Consider the following 15320-nt stretch of genomic DNA (forward strand, 5'->3'; position numbering starts at 1 on the left):
CCTCTCAGGGTTCGTAGACTCGGGGAGCGGGGGGATCAGTAGCGGTCCAGGGCCGGCGGCTGCGGAGCGGCGGAGCCGGAGAGGCCGAGGGTGGCGTCGTAGGCCTTCTTCCAGTCGCCGTTGTCCTGGTGGGCCTTGAGGGCGTCGCTGATCGCGTCGCGCAGCGCCTTGTCGTCCTTGTTCAGGCCGACGCCGTAGTTCTCCTTGGTGAAGGGCTTGCCGACGACCTTGAGTTTGGGCGCGTACTTGGAGGCGTAGCCCTTGAGGATGGCGTCGTCCGTGGTGACCGCGTCGACCTCGCCGGAGGACAGCTTCTCGACGCAGGCCGAGTAGGTGTCGAACTGGGTGATCTTGGGCGAGTACTTCTCGATGTTCTTGATCGAGGTCGAGCCGGTGGCGGTGCAGACGTTCTTGCCGCTGACCGAGTCCGGGCCGGTGATCGCGCCGTTGTCGGCCTTGACCAGCAGGTCCTGGCCGGCGACGTAGTAGGGGCCGGCGAACGAGACGGACTTCTTCCGCTCGTCGTTGATGCTGTAGGTGCCGACGTAGAGGTCGATCTGGCCCTTGGAGATGGCCGGCTCGCGCTGCGAGGAGACCAGGGTCTGCCACTTGATCTGCTGCGGGGCGAAGCCGAGGTCGGCGGCGACCATCTTGGCGATCTCGATGTCGAAGCCGCTGCGGTCGCCGGTGGCGAGGTCCTCCCAGCCGAGGAACGGCTGGTCGGCCTTGGCGCCGATGATCAGCTGGCCGCGCTGGCGGGCGGCGGCGAGCGTCGGCGAGTCCACCTTCACGTCGGTCTTCACGGTGTAGGCGGGCAGCGCGGGGGCGCTGCTGCCGCCGGCCCCGGTGGTGGCGGCGCCGGGGGAGCCGTCCTTGCCGCAGGCGGCGGTGGCGGTGAGCGCGACGGCACAGAGCGCGACGGCGAAGGTGCGACGAGTCCTCATGGGGGTAGCTCTCCTCGGTCTGGGGTCACGGGTCAACCGGGCTCTGGCGAAGGGACGCCGGGGCGGCCGGGCGCGCGGTGGGCACCCTCGCCGCCGGCGGCCGGGAACCGGCCCGGGGGGTCAGTGGTGCAGGATCTTGGAGAGGAAGTCCTTGGCACGGTCGGAGCGCGGCGTGGTGAAGAAGGCCTCCGGGGTGTTCTGCTCGACGATCCGGCCGTCGGCCATGAACAGGACCCGGTTGGCGGCGGAGCGGGCGAAGCCCATCTCGTGGGTGACGACGACCATGGTCATGCCGTCGGCGGCCAGCTGGCGCATGACCTCCAGCACCTCGTTGATCATCTCGGGGTCGAGCGCCGAGGTGGGCTCGTCGAAGAGCATCACCTTGGGGTTCATCGCGAGCGCCCGGGCGATCGCGACGCGCTGCTGCTGGCCGCCGGACAGCTGGGCCGGGTACTTGTCCGCCTGCGCGCCGACGCCGACCCGGTCGAGCAGCAGTTCGGCGGTGCGCACGGCCTCGGGGCGCGCGGTACCGCGCACCTTCACCTGGCCGAGGACCACGTTCTCCAGCACGGTCTTGTGCGCGAACAGGTTGAAGTTCTGGAACACCATGCCGACCTCGGCGCGCAGCCGCGCCAGCGCCCAGCCCTCGGCGGGCAGCGGGTGGCCGTCGATGGTGATCTCGCCGGAGTCGATGGTCTCCAGCCGGTTGATCGTCCGGCACAGCGTGGACTTCCCCGAGCCGGACGGGCCGATCACCACGACCACCTCGCCGCGACGGATCTCCAGGTCGATGTCCTGGAGCACGTGCAGTGCGCCGAAGTGCTTGTTCACGTTCCGCAGGACCACCAGGGGCTCGCCGTCGGCGCGGGAGTCCTTGTCGAGGCTCGGGGTCATCGCGCCGGCTCCCTCGGGTCGGCCCTCGGGCTCTAACTCCCTTGGGCGGCAATGGCGGTAGGAATCCGAGGGCCACGGCCGGCGGAGCCGCGGCCCTCGGTGGGGCGACCTTAGGAGCCCTGACGGTGTCACGTCAGCCGATCTGAGCGGAACTTGAGGATCACGAAACGGCCACACGCCGGGCGGGCCCTGTTCACGTGGGCCCGGGGCGGGCACAGTGACTGCGTCCGACGGCCCCGGCGGCGCGGTGGCGGCGCCCGGGAAGGGGCGGGCCCCGGCCGGCCGAGCCTGGCGCCCGGGCCCTGCCTGGCCCATACTGCGCAGAACCGGGACCTGCCCGGCAGGGGGGCCGTGACGATCGCGCGACGGCTGCGGGAACGACCCCCGGGAGCCGTCCGGAGAGGAGGAAACAGATGCGACTGCTGCTCGTCGAGGACGACGAACGCGTGGCCGCCGCCCTGGTCGCGGTCCTGGGCCGGCACGGTTTCCAGGTCCGGCACGCCCGCAGCGGCCACGAGGCGCTGGACGCCCTGGTGCCGGACGGCAACGAGCCCTACCGGGTGGTCCTGCTCGACCTCGGGCTGCCGGACCGGGACGGTTTCGAGGTCTGCAGCCGGATCCGCGCCGGCAGCGGCGTGCCGGTGATCATGGTGACCGCGCGCGCCGACATACGCTCCCGGATCCACGGCCTCAACCTCGGCGCCGACGACTACGTCACCAAGCCGTACGACATGGGCGAGCTGCTCGCCCGGATCCACGCCGTCTCGCGGCGCGGCACGGCGCCCGCCGCCGTCGCCGTGCCCGCCCCGGACGCCGTCCCCCGGCAGCGCGGCCCGTTGGAGTCCCGCGGCATCGTGATCGACCGCGAACGCCGCCGGGTCAGCGTCGACGGCCGGGACGTGCCGCTCACCCGCAAGGAGTTCGACCTGCTGGCGCTGCTCGCCCAGAGCCCCGGCGTGGTCTACCGCCGGGAGCAGATCTTCAGCGAGGTCTGGCGCAGCGGCTGGGAGGGCAACGGCCGCACCCTGGAGGTGCACATCGGCTCGCTGCGGACCAAGCTCGCCCTGCCCGGCCTGGTCGAGGCCGTCCGGGGCGTCGGCTACCGGCTGATCCCCGAGTGCCCGGCCCCCGCCGCCGAAACCCCGCCCCCGGCCCGCGCGGAGCGCTGACCGCACGTGCGTACCCGCCTGCTCGGGATCCTGCTCGCCCTGATGCTCTGCGTGCTCGCCGCGCTCGGCATGCCGCTCGCCGCGGCGTTCGCGGCCGCCGAGCAGAGCCGGGTGGTCGTCGACCGGCTGGACGACGCCGCCCGGTTCGCCCAGGACCTGCCGACCTCGGGCTTCTCCGGTCTGGAGCTGGCGCTCAAGGGCGATCCGCAGCGGGCCCCCGGCGACCTCAGCCGCCGGCACGCGCTGGACGCCGAGGTGGCGCGCTACCACGAGCTCTACGGGGTGCGGATCGGCATCTTCCAGCGCGACGGCCTGCCGATCGCGGTCGCCCCGCCCGAGTGGCGGCCGCCCTCCGGCGGCTGGGCCGACCAGGCCTTCCAGGAGGCGCTCGACGGCCGGCGCAGTCACAACCCGCCGCAGGTCTGGCCGTGGACGCCGGACCGCACGCTCACCGTCGCGACCCCGGTGGTCCGCGACGGCGACGTGGTCGCGGTGGTGCTCAGCGAGTCCCCGACCGGGGCGCTGCGGGCGCGGGTGCTGCGCAGCTGGCTGGTGATCGGGGCCGGCGAGGCCGCCGCGATGGTGGTCGCGGTGCTGCTCGCGGCCCGGCTGACCGAGTGGGTGCTGCGCCCGGTCCGCACCCTGGACCGGGCCACCCACGACATCGCCACCGGCCGGATGAACGCCCGGGTGGCACCCGGCGGCGGGCCGCCCGAGCTGCAGCGGCTGGCCCGCTCGTTCAACGAGATGGCCGACCACGTGGTGCTCGCCCTGGACCAGCAGAAGGCCTTCGTCGCGGACGCCTCGCACCAGCTGCGCAACCCGCTGGCGGCCCTGCTGCTGCGGGTCGAGGTGCTGGGCCTGGAGCTGCCGGAGGGGCACGACGAGGAACTCGGCGGGGTCCGCGAGGAGGGCGTCCGGCTGGCCCGGGTGCTGGACGACCTGCTCGGGCTGGCCACCGCCGAGCACGCCCGTCCCGAGCCGGAGCCCACCGACCTGTCACTGCTCAGCCTGGAGCGGGTGGACGCCTGGCGGCGGCTGGCCGGGCGGCGCGGGATCGAGCTGGCCTGGGAGGGCCCGGCGCTGGCGCTCGGGATGGCCGATCCGATCGGGTTCGGCAGCGCGCTGGACGCGGTGCTGGACAACGCGCTGAAGTTCGGGCCGGACGGCAGCCGGGTGCGGGTGATGGTCGCGGTGCGGCGCGAGGAGGTCGCGGTGACCGTCTCGGACCAGGGGCCCGGCCTCACCGAGGAGGAGCTGGCCCGGGCCGGCGACCGCTTCTGGCGCAGCCCGCGGCACCAGAACGTGGACGGTTCGGGTCTCGGGCTGTCGATCGCCCGCACCCTGCTCCAGGCGGCCGGGGGCTCGGTGGCCTTCGGCCCGGTGGCGCCGTCCGGCCTCGCCGTCACCCTCGCGGTGCCCCGGGCGGGGCGCAAGCGGGCCCAGCGGGCGGGGGGCGGTCGGGGCTCAGCGGGTCAGGGCTTGACCGAGCGGTAGTAGCGGGCGGCGCCCTCGTGCAGCGGGAGCGGGGCGGTGTAGACGGCGGTGCGCAGGTCGACCAGCTGGGCGGCGTGCACCTGGGCGCCGATCCGGTCGCGGCTGTCGATCACCGCCCGGGTCATGCCCTGCACCAGGCCCTCGTCGACGTCGGCCCGGGTGATCAGCAGGTTCGGCACCGCGACGGTGGGCACCGCGTCCTTGGGGTCGGCGCGCGGGTACGTGCCCTTCGGCATGGTGGCGGCCCGGTAGGCGTCCGTCCCGCCGCCCTCGGCCGAGTGCAGCCGCTCGGCGAGGTCGGCCAGCGGCACGAGCCGGATCCGGACGTGCTCGGACAGCTCGGTGAGCGCACCGGTCGGCAGGCCGCCGGACCAGAAGAACGCGTCCAGTTCGCCGGCCCGCAGCCCGTCGGCCGCGTCGCCGATGCCCAGCGGGACCGGGGTGATGTCGTGGTCCGGGTCCAGCCCGGCCGCGGTCAGCAGCCGCCGGGTGACCAGGTTGACGCCGGAGAGCGGCTGGCCGACGCCCACCCGCAGGCCCCTGAGGTCGGCGGTCCGGTCGACCGGGGAGCCGGCGGGCACGATCAGCTGCAGGTAGTCGTCGTAGAGCCGGGCGATCGCCCGCAGCTTCTCCCGGCCGGGGCCGGTGTACTGGGCCACCGCGTCGGCGGTGGCGATCGCGAAGTCGTCCCGCCCCGAGGTGACCCGGGCGAGGTTGTCGATCGAGCCCTCCGAATTGTCCAGCTCCAGCCGCACCCCCGGCATCGCCTCGGCGAGATGGGTGTCCAGCAGTTGTCCGTACCGGTCGTACACCCCGCCCCGGACACCGGTGGCGAGTCTGGTCGTGCCGCGCGGGTCACCGGGCGAGCGGGCCTCCGACAGCCACCAGCCGCCGAGCCCCGCCACCAGCAGGACCAGGACCAGCACGATCCGCCACAGCGGCCGGCGGGCCGCGGCGCACAGACGGTCGGGGATGCTGGGGGCCATGCAGGGATAGTGCCAGGCCCGCGCGGCGAACGGGAGCCCCGCGCCCGGGCCGGGCCGGAGCGCTCCGGAGGCGAGCGGGCGGACAGCTCCTTCCCCGGTGCCCGTACTCTGGTCGGGTGAGCGGTGACAGCGGATCGAAGAGCTACAAGGTCGTCACGTACGGCTGCCAGATGAACGTCCACGACTCCGAGCGGCTCTCCGGGCTGCTGGAGGACGCGGGGTACGTCAAGGCCGACCGGGACGGCGACCCCGACCTGGTGGTGTTCAACACCTGCGCGGTGCGGGAGAACGCCGACAACAAGCTGTACGGCAACCTCGGGCAGCTGGCCCCGGTCAAGAGCCGTCACCAGGGCATGCAGATCGCCGTCGGCGGCTGCCTGGCGCAGAAGGACCGCGACACCATCGTCCGCAGGGCCCCCTGGGTCGACGTGGTGTTCGGCACCCACAACATCGGCCACCTGCCGGCCCTGCTGGAGCGGGCCGCGGTCGAGCGCCGGGCCCAGGTCGAGATCCTGGAGTCGCTGGAGACCTTCCCCTCGACGCTGCCCACCCGCCGGGAGTCCGCCTACGCCGCGTGGGTCGCGATCTCGGTCGGCTGCAACAACACCTGCACCTTCTGCATCGTCCCCGCGCTGCGCGGCAAGGAGGAGGACCGCCGCCCCGGCGACGTCCTCGCCGAGATCGAGGCGCTGGTCGACGAGGGCGTCATCGAGGTCACCCTGCTCGGCCAGAACGTCAACGCCTACGGGTCCGACCTGGGCGACCGCGAGGCCTTCTCCAAGCTGCTGCGCGCCGCCGGGCGGATCGAGGGCCTGGAGCGGATCCGCTTCACCTCGCCGCACCCGCGCGACTTCACCGACGACGTGATCGCCGCGATGGCCGAGACCCCGAGCGTGATGCACCAGCTGCACATGCCGCTGCAGTCCGGTTCGGACCGCGTGCTCAAGGCGATGCGCCGCTCCTACCGGCAGGAGCGCTTCCTGGGCATCATCCGCAAGGTGCGGGAGGCGATGCCGGACGCGGCGATCTCCACCGACATCATCGTGGGCTTCCCCGGCGAGACCGAGGAGGACTTCGAGGAGACGATGAAGACCGTCCGCGAGGCGCGCTTCACCAACGCCTTCACCTTCCAGTACTCCAAGCGCCCGGGCACCCCGGCCGCCGAGATGGAGGGCCAGGTCCCGAAGGCGGTCGTCCAGGCCCGCTACGACCGGCTGATCGCGCTCCAGGAGGAGATCTCCTGGGAGGAGAACAAGAAGCAGGTCGGCCGCACCCTGGAGATCCTGGTCGCCGAGGGCGAGGGCAAGAAGGACGACCGGACCGACCGGCTCTCCGGCCGCGCCCCGGACAACCGGCTGGTGCACTTCACCCGCCCCGCCGAAACGGTCCGGCCGGGCGACGTGGTCACGGTGGAGATCACCTACGCCGCCCCGCACCACCTGCTGGCCGAGGGCCCGTCGCTCGCCGTACGGCGCACCCCGGCCGGAGACGCCTGGGAGAGGCGCCGGGCACGGCCCGCGGCCAAGCCGGCCGGCGTGATGCTGGGCCTGCCGTCGATCGGCGCGCCGGCGGCGCTGCCGCTCGCGGCCCCGGCGGGCGGCGCCTGCTGCGGGGACTGACCGCCGCCGGAACGGCCTGGCGGGACCCTCCGGTCCCGCCAGGCCGTTCCGCGTTCTTGGTTAGAGTGATCCACATGCTGGTCGCTGCCGCCGTCTGCCCCTGTCCGCCGCTGCTCGTCCCCGAGGTCGCCGCCGGGGCGGCGGCCGAGCTGGAGCCGCTGCGCGCGGCCTGCGACGAGGCCCTCGGGGCGGTGCTCGCGGCCGGACCGGAGCTCCTCGTGGTGGTCGGCACCGGGCCGGGGGCCGAGGTGTGGACCGAGGGCGGGGCCGGCTCGTTCCACCGGTACGGCGTGCCGCTGGTGGCCGCGCTGCCGGGCGGCCGGGCCGAGGGGCCGGAACTGGCGCCCTCGCTGACCGTCGGAGCCTGGCTGCTCGGCCGGGCCGGGACGAACCTGCCGACGCACGCCTGCGCGGTGCCCGCCGACGCGCCCGCCGACCGGATGCTCGGGCTGGGCCAGGGCCTGGCCGGGCTGGCCGACCGGGTCGGGCTGCTGGTGATGGGCGACGGCAGCGCCTGCCGTTCGCTGAAGGCGCCCGGCTACCTGGACGAGCGCGCCGAGGGCTTCGACGCGGAGCTCGCGCGGGCGCTGGGTTCGGCGGACACCGCGGCGCTGGCCGCGCTGGACGCGGGGCTGGCCGCCGAGCTGAAGGCCGAGGGCCGGGCGCCCTGGCAGGTGCTGGCCGGCGCCGCGGAGGGCGCCGGCCTCACCGCGCGGCTGGGCTACCAGGACGCGCCCTACGGCGTCGGGTACCTGGTCGCCGCCTGGAGCTGACCCGTCCGGCCGGGCCGGCCGTTCGGCCGGTCAGCCGGTCGGGCCCGGACCCCCGGGAGTGCCGGGGCCGCCGGGGCCACCAGGGGTCCCGGGCTCGCCGGGCTTGTGCGCGAAGTCGTCCACGGCGTTGCGGGCCTTGCTGGTGCCGTGGTCGATCTTCTCCGTGTACTTGCCCTTGGTGGCCTTGTCGATCGCCCCGCCGGCCTTGTCCACCGCGCTGCCGATCTGGTCGCTGTGCTTGCCGGCGAACTCGCTGGCCTTCTCCTTGAGCTCTCCGGCCTTGCCCTTGAGGTTGTCCATCAGACCCATGACGTTCCACCTTTCGTCGGCTCTCCCTCCTCACAACGTGCGTCAGGGGCGAACCGTTCGCAACGGCACGAGGTGGCCGGAACCGGGCGCAACCGGTCCGGCCCTCCGGGGGACCGCCGGCGCCTGGCAGACTTGACCGGTGAGCAGCCCCACCATCGTCCAGTCCGCCCGCCCCCGCGTCGTCTCGGTCGTCGGCGCGACCGCCGCCGGCAAGTCCGACCTCGCCGTCGCCCTGGCCCGCGCCCTCGGCGGCGAGGTCGTCAACACCGACTCGATGCAGCTCTACCGCGGCATGGACATCGGCACGGCCAAGCTCACGACCGGGGAGCGCGGCGGGATCCCGCACCACCTGCTGGACGTCTGGGACGTCACCGAGGCCGCCAGCGTCGCCGAGTACCAGCGCCTGGCCCGCGCGGAGATCGACCGCCTGCTGGCGGCCGGCCGCACCCCCGTCCTGGTCGGCGGCTCCGGGCTGTACGTCCGGGCGGCGATCGACGAGATGGAGTTCCCGGGCACCGACCCGGCGGTCCGCGCCCGGCTGGAGGAGGAGCTGGAGCGGGTCGGCCCGTACGCGCTGCACGGGCGGCTGGCGGGGCTGGACCCGGCCGCGGCCGAGGCGATCCTGACCTCCAACGGCCGGCGGATCGTCCGGGCCCTGGAGGTCATCGAGATCACCGGGCGGCCGTTCACCGCGAACCTGCCGACCAACACCGCCGTGTACGACGCGGTGCAGATCGGCGTCGCGGTGCCGCGCCCCGAGCTGGACGAGCGGATCACCCTGCGGGTGGACCGGATGTGGCGGGACGGGCTGCTCGACGAGGTGCGGGCGCTGGAGGGACTCGGGCTGCGGGAGGGGCGGACGGCGTCCCGGGCGCTCGGCTACCAGCAGGTGCTCGACCACTTCTCCGGGCTGTGCGGCGAGGACGAGGCACGGGCCGAGACGGTCCGGGCCACCAAGAGGTTCGCCCGCCGGCAGGAGTCCTGGTTCCGCCGGGACGACCGGATCCACTGGCTCGCCCGGCCCGCCGGCACCGATCCGGTGGAGCTGCTCGACCGTTCCCTCGAACTGATCGACCGTCAGGAACCCGCCGTTCGATGAGCGGTTTCCGGCCATCCGGCGGTGCAGTTGCGCGCGCAGACGGGCGTGCAGGACGGCTTGGCGGTCACGACCGGATCACGTGATGGCCACGGATCACCCGTCGGCCCCGGTGCGGCCCGGAACGCCACTCTGGACATGCCATCATCGATGCCATAAGGGTCGGCCAGGCGGGCCGACCGTGCCCGGCCGCGAGTTCCGCACTCGTGTCGAACTGTCAGGGGAGGCCGCGTGTCCACGGGTACCGGCCCCGAAACCGGCCAGAGCGGCAGGTCCGTGAACGGCGGCTCCGGCCGGGGTGGCGCCACGGCGCAGGCCGGCGGCCTCGACGCCTCGACGCTGCCCGACCTTCCGGTGCTGCCCGGTCTCGACGCGCCCACCTCGTACCCGGTCGCGCTGCCCGCCCTCGACACCCGCGCCCCCGTCGGCGCGGTGCAGGAGCGGGAGATCCGCCCGCGCCGCCGGCTCCGCTGGTGGCAGATCCTGCCGATCGCGCTGCTGGCGACCACCGGGTCGCTGATGTTCGCCTTCCCGCTGGCCTTCGGCTCGGCCGGGGCCGGTTCGGCGATGGTCGGGATGCTCGGCCTGCTGCTCACCGCGGCCTCGCTCGGCTGGGGCGCGATGGCGGCCCGGCACGCCGGGTACAAGTGGCCCGGGCTGCCGCGCCGCGGCACCGGCGAGCGGGCCGGGTGGAAGGCGATCGTCGTCTACACCCTGATCGTGCTGGCCGCCTGCGCGCTGGCGCTCTGGCGGGTCGTCCGGCTCTCCGGCCGCTAGGTCCCGGCTCGTCCCGCCTTTCTGCCTGCCCATCCACCCGCTTGCCCGCCCGCCCGCCCGTCCGGCCGCCGAACCGGAGCGCCGGGGTCCGGACCTCCTCGGTACCATCGGGAGGGTGACCGCAACCTCCGCGCAGCCCGTCGGCCTCCCCTTCCTCAAGGGGCACGGCACCCAGAACGACTTCGTCATCGTCCCCGACCCGGACGGCCGGCTGACCATCGGCCCCGAGGCCGTCGCCGCGCTCTGCGACCGCCGCGCCGGTATCGGCGGCGACGGACTGCTGCGCGTGGTGCGGGCCGCCGCCGATCCGGTGGCCGCCGACCAGGCCGACCGCGCCGAGTGGTTCATGGACTACCGCAACTCCGACGGCTCGATCGGCGAGATGTGCGGCAACGGCGTCCGGGTCTTCGCCCGCTACCTGGTCGAGGCCGGGCTGGCGAAGCCGGGCACGCTGCCGGTGGCCACCCGGGCCGGCCTGCGGACCGTGCGGGTCGCCGAGGACGCCGCCGACGGCACGCCCGGCGAGATCACCGTCGACATGGGGCGCGCCCTGCTGCCCGGCCCCGACGGGATCGGGGTGACGGTGGGCGGGCGCAGCTGGCCGGCCCTGAACGTCAACATGGGCAACCCGCACGCGGTCGCCTTCGTGGAGAGCCTGGACCACGCCGGTGAGCTGCTGACCGCGCCGCAGGTCGGCCCCGACGGCGTCTACCCGGAGGGCGTCAACGTCGAGTTCGTGGTGGACCGGGGGCCGCGGCACGTGGCGATGCGGGTGCACGAGCGGGGCTCGGGCGAGACCCGGTCCTGCGGCACCGGCGCCTGCGCCGTCGCGGTGGCCGCGGCCCGCCGGGACGGCGTGGACCCGGCGGTCACCGGCGAGTCCGTGACGTACACCGTGGACGTGCTGGGCGGCCGGCTGACGATCACCGAGCACCCGGACGGCCGGGTGGAGAAGACCGGCCCGGCGGTCGTCGTCGCCCGTGGCGAGCTGGATCCGGCCTGGTCGGAGCTGATCCGCGGGGCCTGACCCGGCGCCGGCCCCGGCCCCGGCATCGCGCCGGGGCCTTCGCGGGCCGGGCGCGGCCGGTCCGCGTTTCCCCAATTCGTACGGGATCGAATCCCCCCGTTCGGGTGATACCCATGACGGACGGGAAGCGGGGCACCGCGGAACGTGCTCTGCTCGGTAGCATGGACCACCGGGTCGGCCCACGCCCCCGGTACCGCTGCCGGAGGTGCCGATGACCATCGAAGCCGGGCAGCCCCTGGCGGGGCAGCCGACGTCCGCACGGCAAGCCGGGCCCAGACGCCCGCTCGGCGGGCTGGGCCGGGCCGCGCTCGGCCGGGCCGGCCGTGCCGCGCTGCTGGCCACCGGCCGTCCGCCGGTGCCCGACGCCCTCGAACCACTGGTCCAGGCGCACCGCCGGCACCATCCGCAGGCGGACCTCGGACTGCTCGGCCGCGCCTACCGGCTGGCCGAGGAGAGCCACCGCGGCCAGAAGCGCAAGAGCGGCGAGCCGTACATCACCCACCCGCTGGCCGTCACCGTGATCCTGGCCCAACTCGGCGCCGGGACGACCACCCTGGTCGCCTCGCTGCTCCACGACACCGTCGAGGACACCGAGTTGACGCTTGACCAGGTGGCCGAGGGCTTCGGGCCCGAAGTCGCCTACCTGGTCGACGGGGTGACCAAACTGGAGAAGGTCGACTTCGGCGCCGCGGCCGAGGCGGAGACCTTCCGCAAGATGCTGGTCGCCACCGGCGACGACGTCCGGGTGATGGTCATCAAGCTGGCCGACCGGCTGCACAACATGCGCACCATCCGGCACATGAAGCCGGCCAGTCAGGTGCGGATCGCCAAGGTCACCCGGGACGTGCTGATCCCGCTGGCCGAGCGGCTCGGCATCCAGGTGCTCAAGGCGGAGCTGGAGGACATCGTCTTCGCCACCCTGCACCCCGAGGAGCACACCCGCACCCGCGCGCTGCTCGGCCGGCACGAGGCCGGACCGGACACCCTGCTGATGCCGTTCGCCCGGGACCTCGGCCGCCAGCTGGCCGAGGCCGGGATCGCCGCCGAGGTCACCGTCCGCCCCCGGCACTGCGTCTCGCTGCACCGGGTGCTGCTCAAGCGGGCCGCCGCCCCCGGGCCGGACGGCAGGCCGCAGGAGCCGCAGCCGGCCGACTTCGGGCGGCTGCTGGTGGTGGTGGAGGAGAACGCCGACTGCTACGCGGTGCTCGGCGAACTGCACACCTGCTGGACGCCGCTGCCCGGCGAGTTCAAGGACTTCGTGGCCGCGCCCAAGTTCAACCTCTACCAGTCGCTCCACACCGCGGTGGCGCTGGCCGGCGGCGAGGTGGTCGAGGTGCTGGTGCGCACCCGCCGGATGCACGAGGTCGCCGAGACCGGGGTGGTCGCGCTGGGGGACCCCGGACAGCCCGGGACGGGCGGCGGCGACCAGGGCCGCGACGAGCTGGACCGCACCGACCCGGCCCGGCCGGGCTGGCTCTCCCGGCTGCTGGAGTGGCAGCAGGAGACCCCGGACCCGGACGCCTTCTGGTCCGCGCTCACCGCCGACCTGGCCGGGGACCGCGAGATCACCGTGGTCACCGAACGTGGTGAAACGCTTCAGCTCCGGGCCGGGGCCACCTGTGTGGACGCCGCCTACCGGCTCGGCGAGGAGACCGGGCACCGGTGCATCGGCGCCCGGGTGAACGGCCGGCTCGTGGTGCTCTCCACCGTCCTGCACGACGGCGACCGGGTGGCCGTCCTCACCGGGGAGGCCGCCGGACCCGACCCCGGCTGGCTGGCGCACGCCCGCACCCCGGCCGCCCGGCTCGCCATCGAGCGCTGGCTGGCGGACCACCCGCCGCGCCGTCCGGTGGTCCGCACCGGCCCGTCCGCCGGCCAGCCCGCGCCGCCCGACCGCCCCGTCGCCGCCGACCGCCCGGAGGCCCCGGTCTCGGTGGACGGAAGGCCCGGGGCGCCGGTGCGGCTGGCCCGCTGCTGCACCCCCGTGCCGCCGGACGCGATCGCGGGCTACCCGGTCCGGGCCGGCGCGGTCACCGTGCACCGGGCCGGCTGTCCGGCGGGGGAGCGGATGCTGGCCGACGGGCGCGGCGCCCTGGAGGTCAGCTGGCGGCCCGGCGGCGCCCCGCAGGCCGGCTACCGGGCCACCCTGCGGGCCGAGGCGCTGAACCGGCCCCGGCTGCTCGCCGACCTCACCGCCGCGATCTCGGGGGAGGGCGTCGGGATCGTCGCGGCCGACGTCGAGCCGCCGCAGGAGCTGCGGGTGCGGCACACCTACACCGTCGAACTGCCCGACCCGGCCGCGCTGGCCGCCGTGCTCCGGGCGATGCTGCGGGTCTCCGGGGTGTACGACGTGGAGCGGCCGCACGCCCCGGCGGGCGGCGGTCCGGGCCGCGCCCCGGCTCCGGCGGCGGGGGCGTCGGCCGAGGCCACGGCGCCGCCGGAGGGAAATGGGGATGACCCGCGCGCACCCGGCGTGCGAACATCGTGGGGAATTCACGGCCGGACCGCGGCGTTGAGCGGGCAGAGGAGTCCCAGCCCGTCCCGCGGCCCCGAGGGGTAGCTCACACCTCGCCCGAGTGGTAGACGGGGCGGCAGCTGGGCAGACTCCCGGCACGACCGTCCGCACGGTCGCGCACAGGCCACCCGATCCAGCAGCCAAAGGACAGAATGACCTCCACGTTCGACACCCGCGACCACGCCGACGCCCCGCGCCGCCTCGACGGTCTGCGGGCGGAAGCCCTCATGGACGAGGACCTCGCGGCCATCGACGAGGACCTCGGCCACCACTACGACGGCGACCAGTACGACCGCAGTGAGCGTGCCGCGCTCCGCCGCATCGCCGGCCTCTCCACCGAACTTGAGGACGTCACCGAGGTCGAGTACCGCCAGCTCCGCCTGGAGCGCGTGGTGCTCGTCGGTGTCTGGACCGACGGGACGCTGGAGGAGGCGGAGAACTCGATGGCCGAGCTCGCCGCGCTGGCCGAGACGGCCGGCTCCGAGGTGCTGGACGGCGTCATCCAGCGCCGCGACAAGCCCGACGCGGCCACCTACATCGGCTCCGGCAAGGCCCAGGAACTGCGCGACATCGTCGCCTCCAGCGGTGCCGACACCGTGGTCTGCGACGGTGAGCTCACCCCGGGCCAGCTGATCCACCTGGAGGACGTGGTCAAGGTCAAGGTCGTCGACCGGACGGCCCTGATCCTGGACATCTTCGCCCAGCACGCCAAGTCCCGCGAGGGCAAGGCGCAGGTCTCGCTCGCGCAGATGCAGTACATGCTGCCGCGCCTGCGCGGCTGGGGTCAGTCGCTCTCCCGGCAGATGGGTGGTGGCGGCTCCGGCTCGTCCGGCGGCGGCATGGCCACCCGTGGTCCGGGTGAGACCAAGATCGAGACCGACCGGCGCCGGATCCGCGAGAAGATGGCGAAGCTCCGCAAGGAGATCGCCGACATGAAGAAGGGCCGCGACACCAAGCGCCAGGAGCGCAGGCGCCACCAGGTGCCGTCGGTGGCCATCGCCGGCTACACCAACGCCGGCAAGTCGTCCCTGCTCAACCGGCTCACCGGCGCGGGCGTGCTGGTGGAGAACGCGCTGTTCGCCACCCTCGACCCGACCGTGCGCCGGGCGCAGACCCCGAGCGGCCGGGTGTACACCCTGGCCGACACCGTCGGATTCGTCCGGCACCTGCCGCACCACCTGGTCGAGGCGTTCCGCTCCACCATGGAGGAGGTCGCCGACGCGGACCTCATCCTGCACGTGGTGGACGGCTCGCACCCCGAGCCGGAGACGCAGCTGGCGGCCGTCCGCGAGGTGGTCGTCTCGGTCGACGCGCAGAACGTGCCGGAGATCGTGGTGATCAACAAGGCCGACGCCGCCGACCCGCTCGTGCTGCAGCGCCTGCTGCGCCGCGAGCCGCACGCCATCGTGGTGTCGGCCCGCACCGGCGCGGGGATCGAGGAGCTGCTCAGGCTCATCGACGACGAGCTGCCGCGCCCGGCCGTCGAGGTGCAGGCGCTGGTCCCGTACACCCAGGGCGCCCTGGTGTCCCGGGTGCACGCCGAGGGCGAGCTGATCTCCGCCGAGCACACCGGTGAGGGCACCCTGCTGCACGCCAAGGTGCCGGCCGAGCTGGCCGCCGAGCTGGAGTACTTCGCGGTGGCGCTGACGCCGCGAGGCTGAGCCGCCGCCGCACGCGGACGGGCCCCGGCCCCCTCCTTCCCGAAGGAGGGGGC

Annotated in this window: 13 protein-coding genes; 9 read left to right on the forward strand and 4 right to left on the reverse strand. The window is 74.5% G+C overall.

Going from position 1 to position 15320, the window contains the following annotated elements; all coding sequences use genetic code 11:
• Positions 1-35: 35 nt before the first annotated feature.
• Both ACFCX4_RS05720 and ACFCX4_RS05725 read right to left on the reverse strand, forming a co-directional pair.
• The gene (locus ACFCX4_RS05720) at positions 36-944 is read right to left on the reverse strand and encodes a transporter substrate-binding domain-containing protein (RefSeq protein ID WP_376139176.1); all 909 of its coding nucleotides are present in this window, start codon (positions 942-944) and stop codon (positions 36-38) included.
• A 120-nt stretch (positions 945-1064) separates the two neighbouring features.
• Positions 1065-1838: an amino acid ABC transporter ATP-binding protein gene (locus tag ACFCX4_RS05725; protein WP_376139177.1), complete on the reverse strand. Its 774-nt coding sequence runs from the start codon at positions 1836-1838 to the stop codon at positions 1065-1067.
• A gap of 413 nt (positions 1839-2251) precedes the next feature.
• Between ACFCX4_RS05725 and ACFCX4_RS05730 the strand changes: the two genes are divergently transcribed.
• Entirely contained in the window at positions 2252-3007 is a 756-nt protein-coding gene (locus ACFCX4_RS05730; protein ID WP_376139178.1) for a response regulator transcription factor, read from the forward strand.
• 6 nt (positions 3008-3013) lie between these two features.
• Positions 3014-4504: a sensor histidine kinase gene (locus ACFCX4_RS05735; RefSeq protein WP_376139180.1), complete on the forward strand. Its 1491-nt coding sequence runs from the start codon at positions 3014-3016 to the stop codon at positions 4502-4504.
• Here ACFCX4_RS05735 and ACFCX4_RS05740 read toward each other — a convergent pair.
• Positions 4483-5490: a TAXI family TRAP transporter solute-binding subunit gene (locus tag ACFCX4_RS05740; protein WP_376139181.1), complete on the reverse strand. Its 1008-nt coding sequence runs from the start codon at positions 5488-5490 to the stop codon at positions 4483-4485. The genes ACFCX4_RS05735 and ACFCX4_RS05740 overlap by 22 nt on opposite strands.
• Before the next feature lie 116 nt (positions 5491-5606).
• Here ACFCX4_RS05740 and miaB point away from each other — a divergent pair, with 116 nt between their 5' ends.
• Positions 5607-7109, forward strand: a complete 1503-nt coding sequence (gene miaB / locus ACFCX4_RS05745; protein WP_376139182.1) for a tRNA (N6-isopentenyl adenosine(37)-C2)-methylthiotransferase MiaB — start codon at positions 5607-5609, stop codon at positions 7107-7109.
• Positions 7110-7183: 74 nt separating this feature from the next.
• A complete protein-coding gene (locus ACFCX4_RS05750; protein WP_376139183.1) occupies positions 7184-7882 on the forward strand; it encodes a class III extradiol dioxygenase subunit B-like domain-containing protein in 699 nt (232 codons plus the stop codon).
• A 30-nt stretch (positions 7883-7912) separates the two neighbouring features.
• Here ACFCX4_RS05750 and ACFCX4_RS05755 read toward each other — a convergent pair whose 3' ends face one another.
• Entirely contained in the window at positions 7913-8191 is a 279-nt protein-coding gene (locus ACFCX4_RS05755) for an antitoxin (protein ID WP_376139185.1), read from the reverse strand.
• A 139-nt stretch (positions 8192-8330) separates the two neighbouring features.
• On the opposite strand from ACFCX4_RS05755, the gene miaA reads away from it, so the two are divergent.
• From miaA to hflX, 5 genes are all read left to right on the forward strand, one after another.
• Positions 8331-9290 carry a tRNA (adenosine(37)-N6)-dimethylallyltransferase MiaA gene (gene miaA / locus ACFCX4_RS05760; RefSeq protein WP_376139187.1) on the forward strand — a complete coding sequence of 320 codons (960 nt, stop codon included), beginning with the start codon at positions 8331-8333 and terminating at the stop codon, positions 9288-9290.
• Positions 9291-9518: 228 nt separating this feature from the next.
• A complete protein-coding gene (locus tag ACFCX4_RS05765; RefSeq protein WP_376139188.1) occupies positions 9519-10064 on the forward strand; it encodes a hypothetical protein in 546 nt (181 codons plus the stop codon).
• Between the two features lie 106 nt (positions 10065-10170).
• Positions 10171-11091, forward strand: coding sequence for a diaminopimelate epimerase (dapF, locus tag ACFCX4_RS05770; protein ID WP_376139195.1), 921 nt, complete (start codon positions 10171-10173; stop codon positions 11089-11091).
• 211 nt (positions 11092-11302) lie between these two features.
• Positions 11303-13651, forward strand: coding sequence for a RelA/SpoT family protein (locus tag ACFCX4_RS05775; RefSeq protein ID WP_376139190.1), 2349 nt, complete (start codon positions 11303-11305; stop codon positions 13649-13651).
• 107 nt (positions 13652-13758) lie between these two features.
• Positions 13759-15267 carry a GTPase HflX gene (hflX, locus tag ACFCX4_RS05780; protein WP_376139192.1) on the forward strand — a complete coding sequence of 503 codons (1509 nt, stop codon included), beginning with the start codon at positions 13759-13761 and terminating at the stop codon, positions 15265-15267.
• Positions 15268-15320: the final 53 nt, after the last annotated feature.

Source organism: Kitasatospora sp. NPDC056327, from assembly GCF_042261735.1.
Taxonomy (GTDB): Bacteria; Actinomycetota; Actinomycetes; order Streptomycetales; family Streptomycetaceae; genus Kitasatospora.

Coding starts and splice junctions, on each gene's coding strand:
- hflX (WP_376139192.1), top strand. CDS start 13,759: ATGACCTCCACGTTCGACACCCGCGACCACGCCGACGCCCCGCGCCGC.
- ACFCX4_RS05750 (WP_376139183.1), top strand. CDS start 7,184: ATGCTGGTCGCTGCCGCCGTCTGCCCCTGTCCGCCGCTGCTCGTCCCC.
- ACFCX4_RS05755 (WP_376139185.1), bottom strand. CDS start 8,191: ATGGGTCTGATGGACAACCTCAAGGGCAAGGCCGGAGAGCTCAAGGAG.
- ACFCX4_RS05720 (WP_376139176.1), bottom strand. CDS start 944: ATGAGGACTCGTCGCACCTTCGCCGTCGCGCTCTGTGCCGTCGCGCTC.
- ACFCX4_RS05740 (WP_376139181.1), bottom strand. CDS start 5,490: ATGGCCCCCAGCATCCCCGACCGTCTGTGCGCCGCGGCCCGCCGGCCG.
- ACFCX4_RS05775 (WP_376139190.1), top strand. CDS start 11,303: ATGACCATCGAAGCCGGGCAGCCCCTGGCGGGGCAGCCGACGTCCGCA.
- ACFCX4_RS05730 (WP_376139178.1), top strand. CDS start 2,252: ATGCGACTGCTGCTCGTCGAGGACGACGAACGCGTGGCCGCCGCCCTG.
- ACFCX4_RS05725 (WP_376139177.1), bottom strand. CDS start 1,838: ATGACCCCGAGCCTCGACAAGGACTCCCGCGCCGACGGCGAGCCCCTG.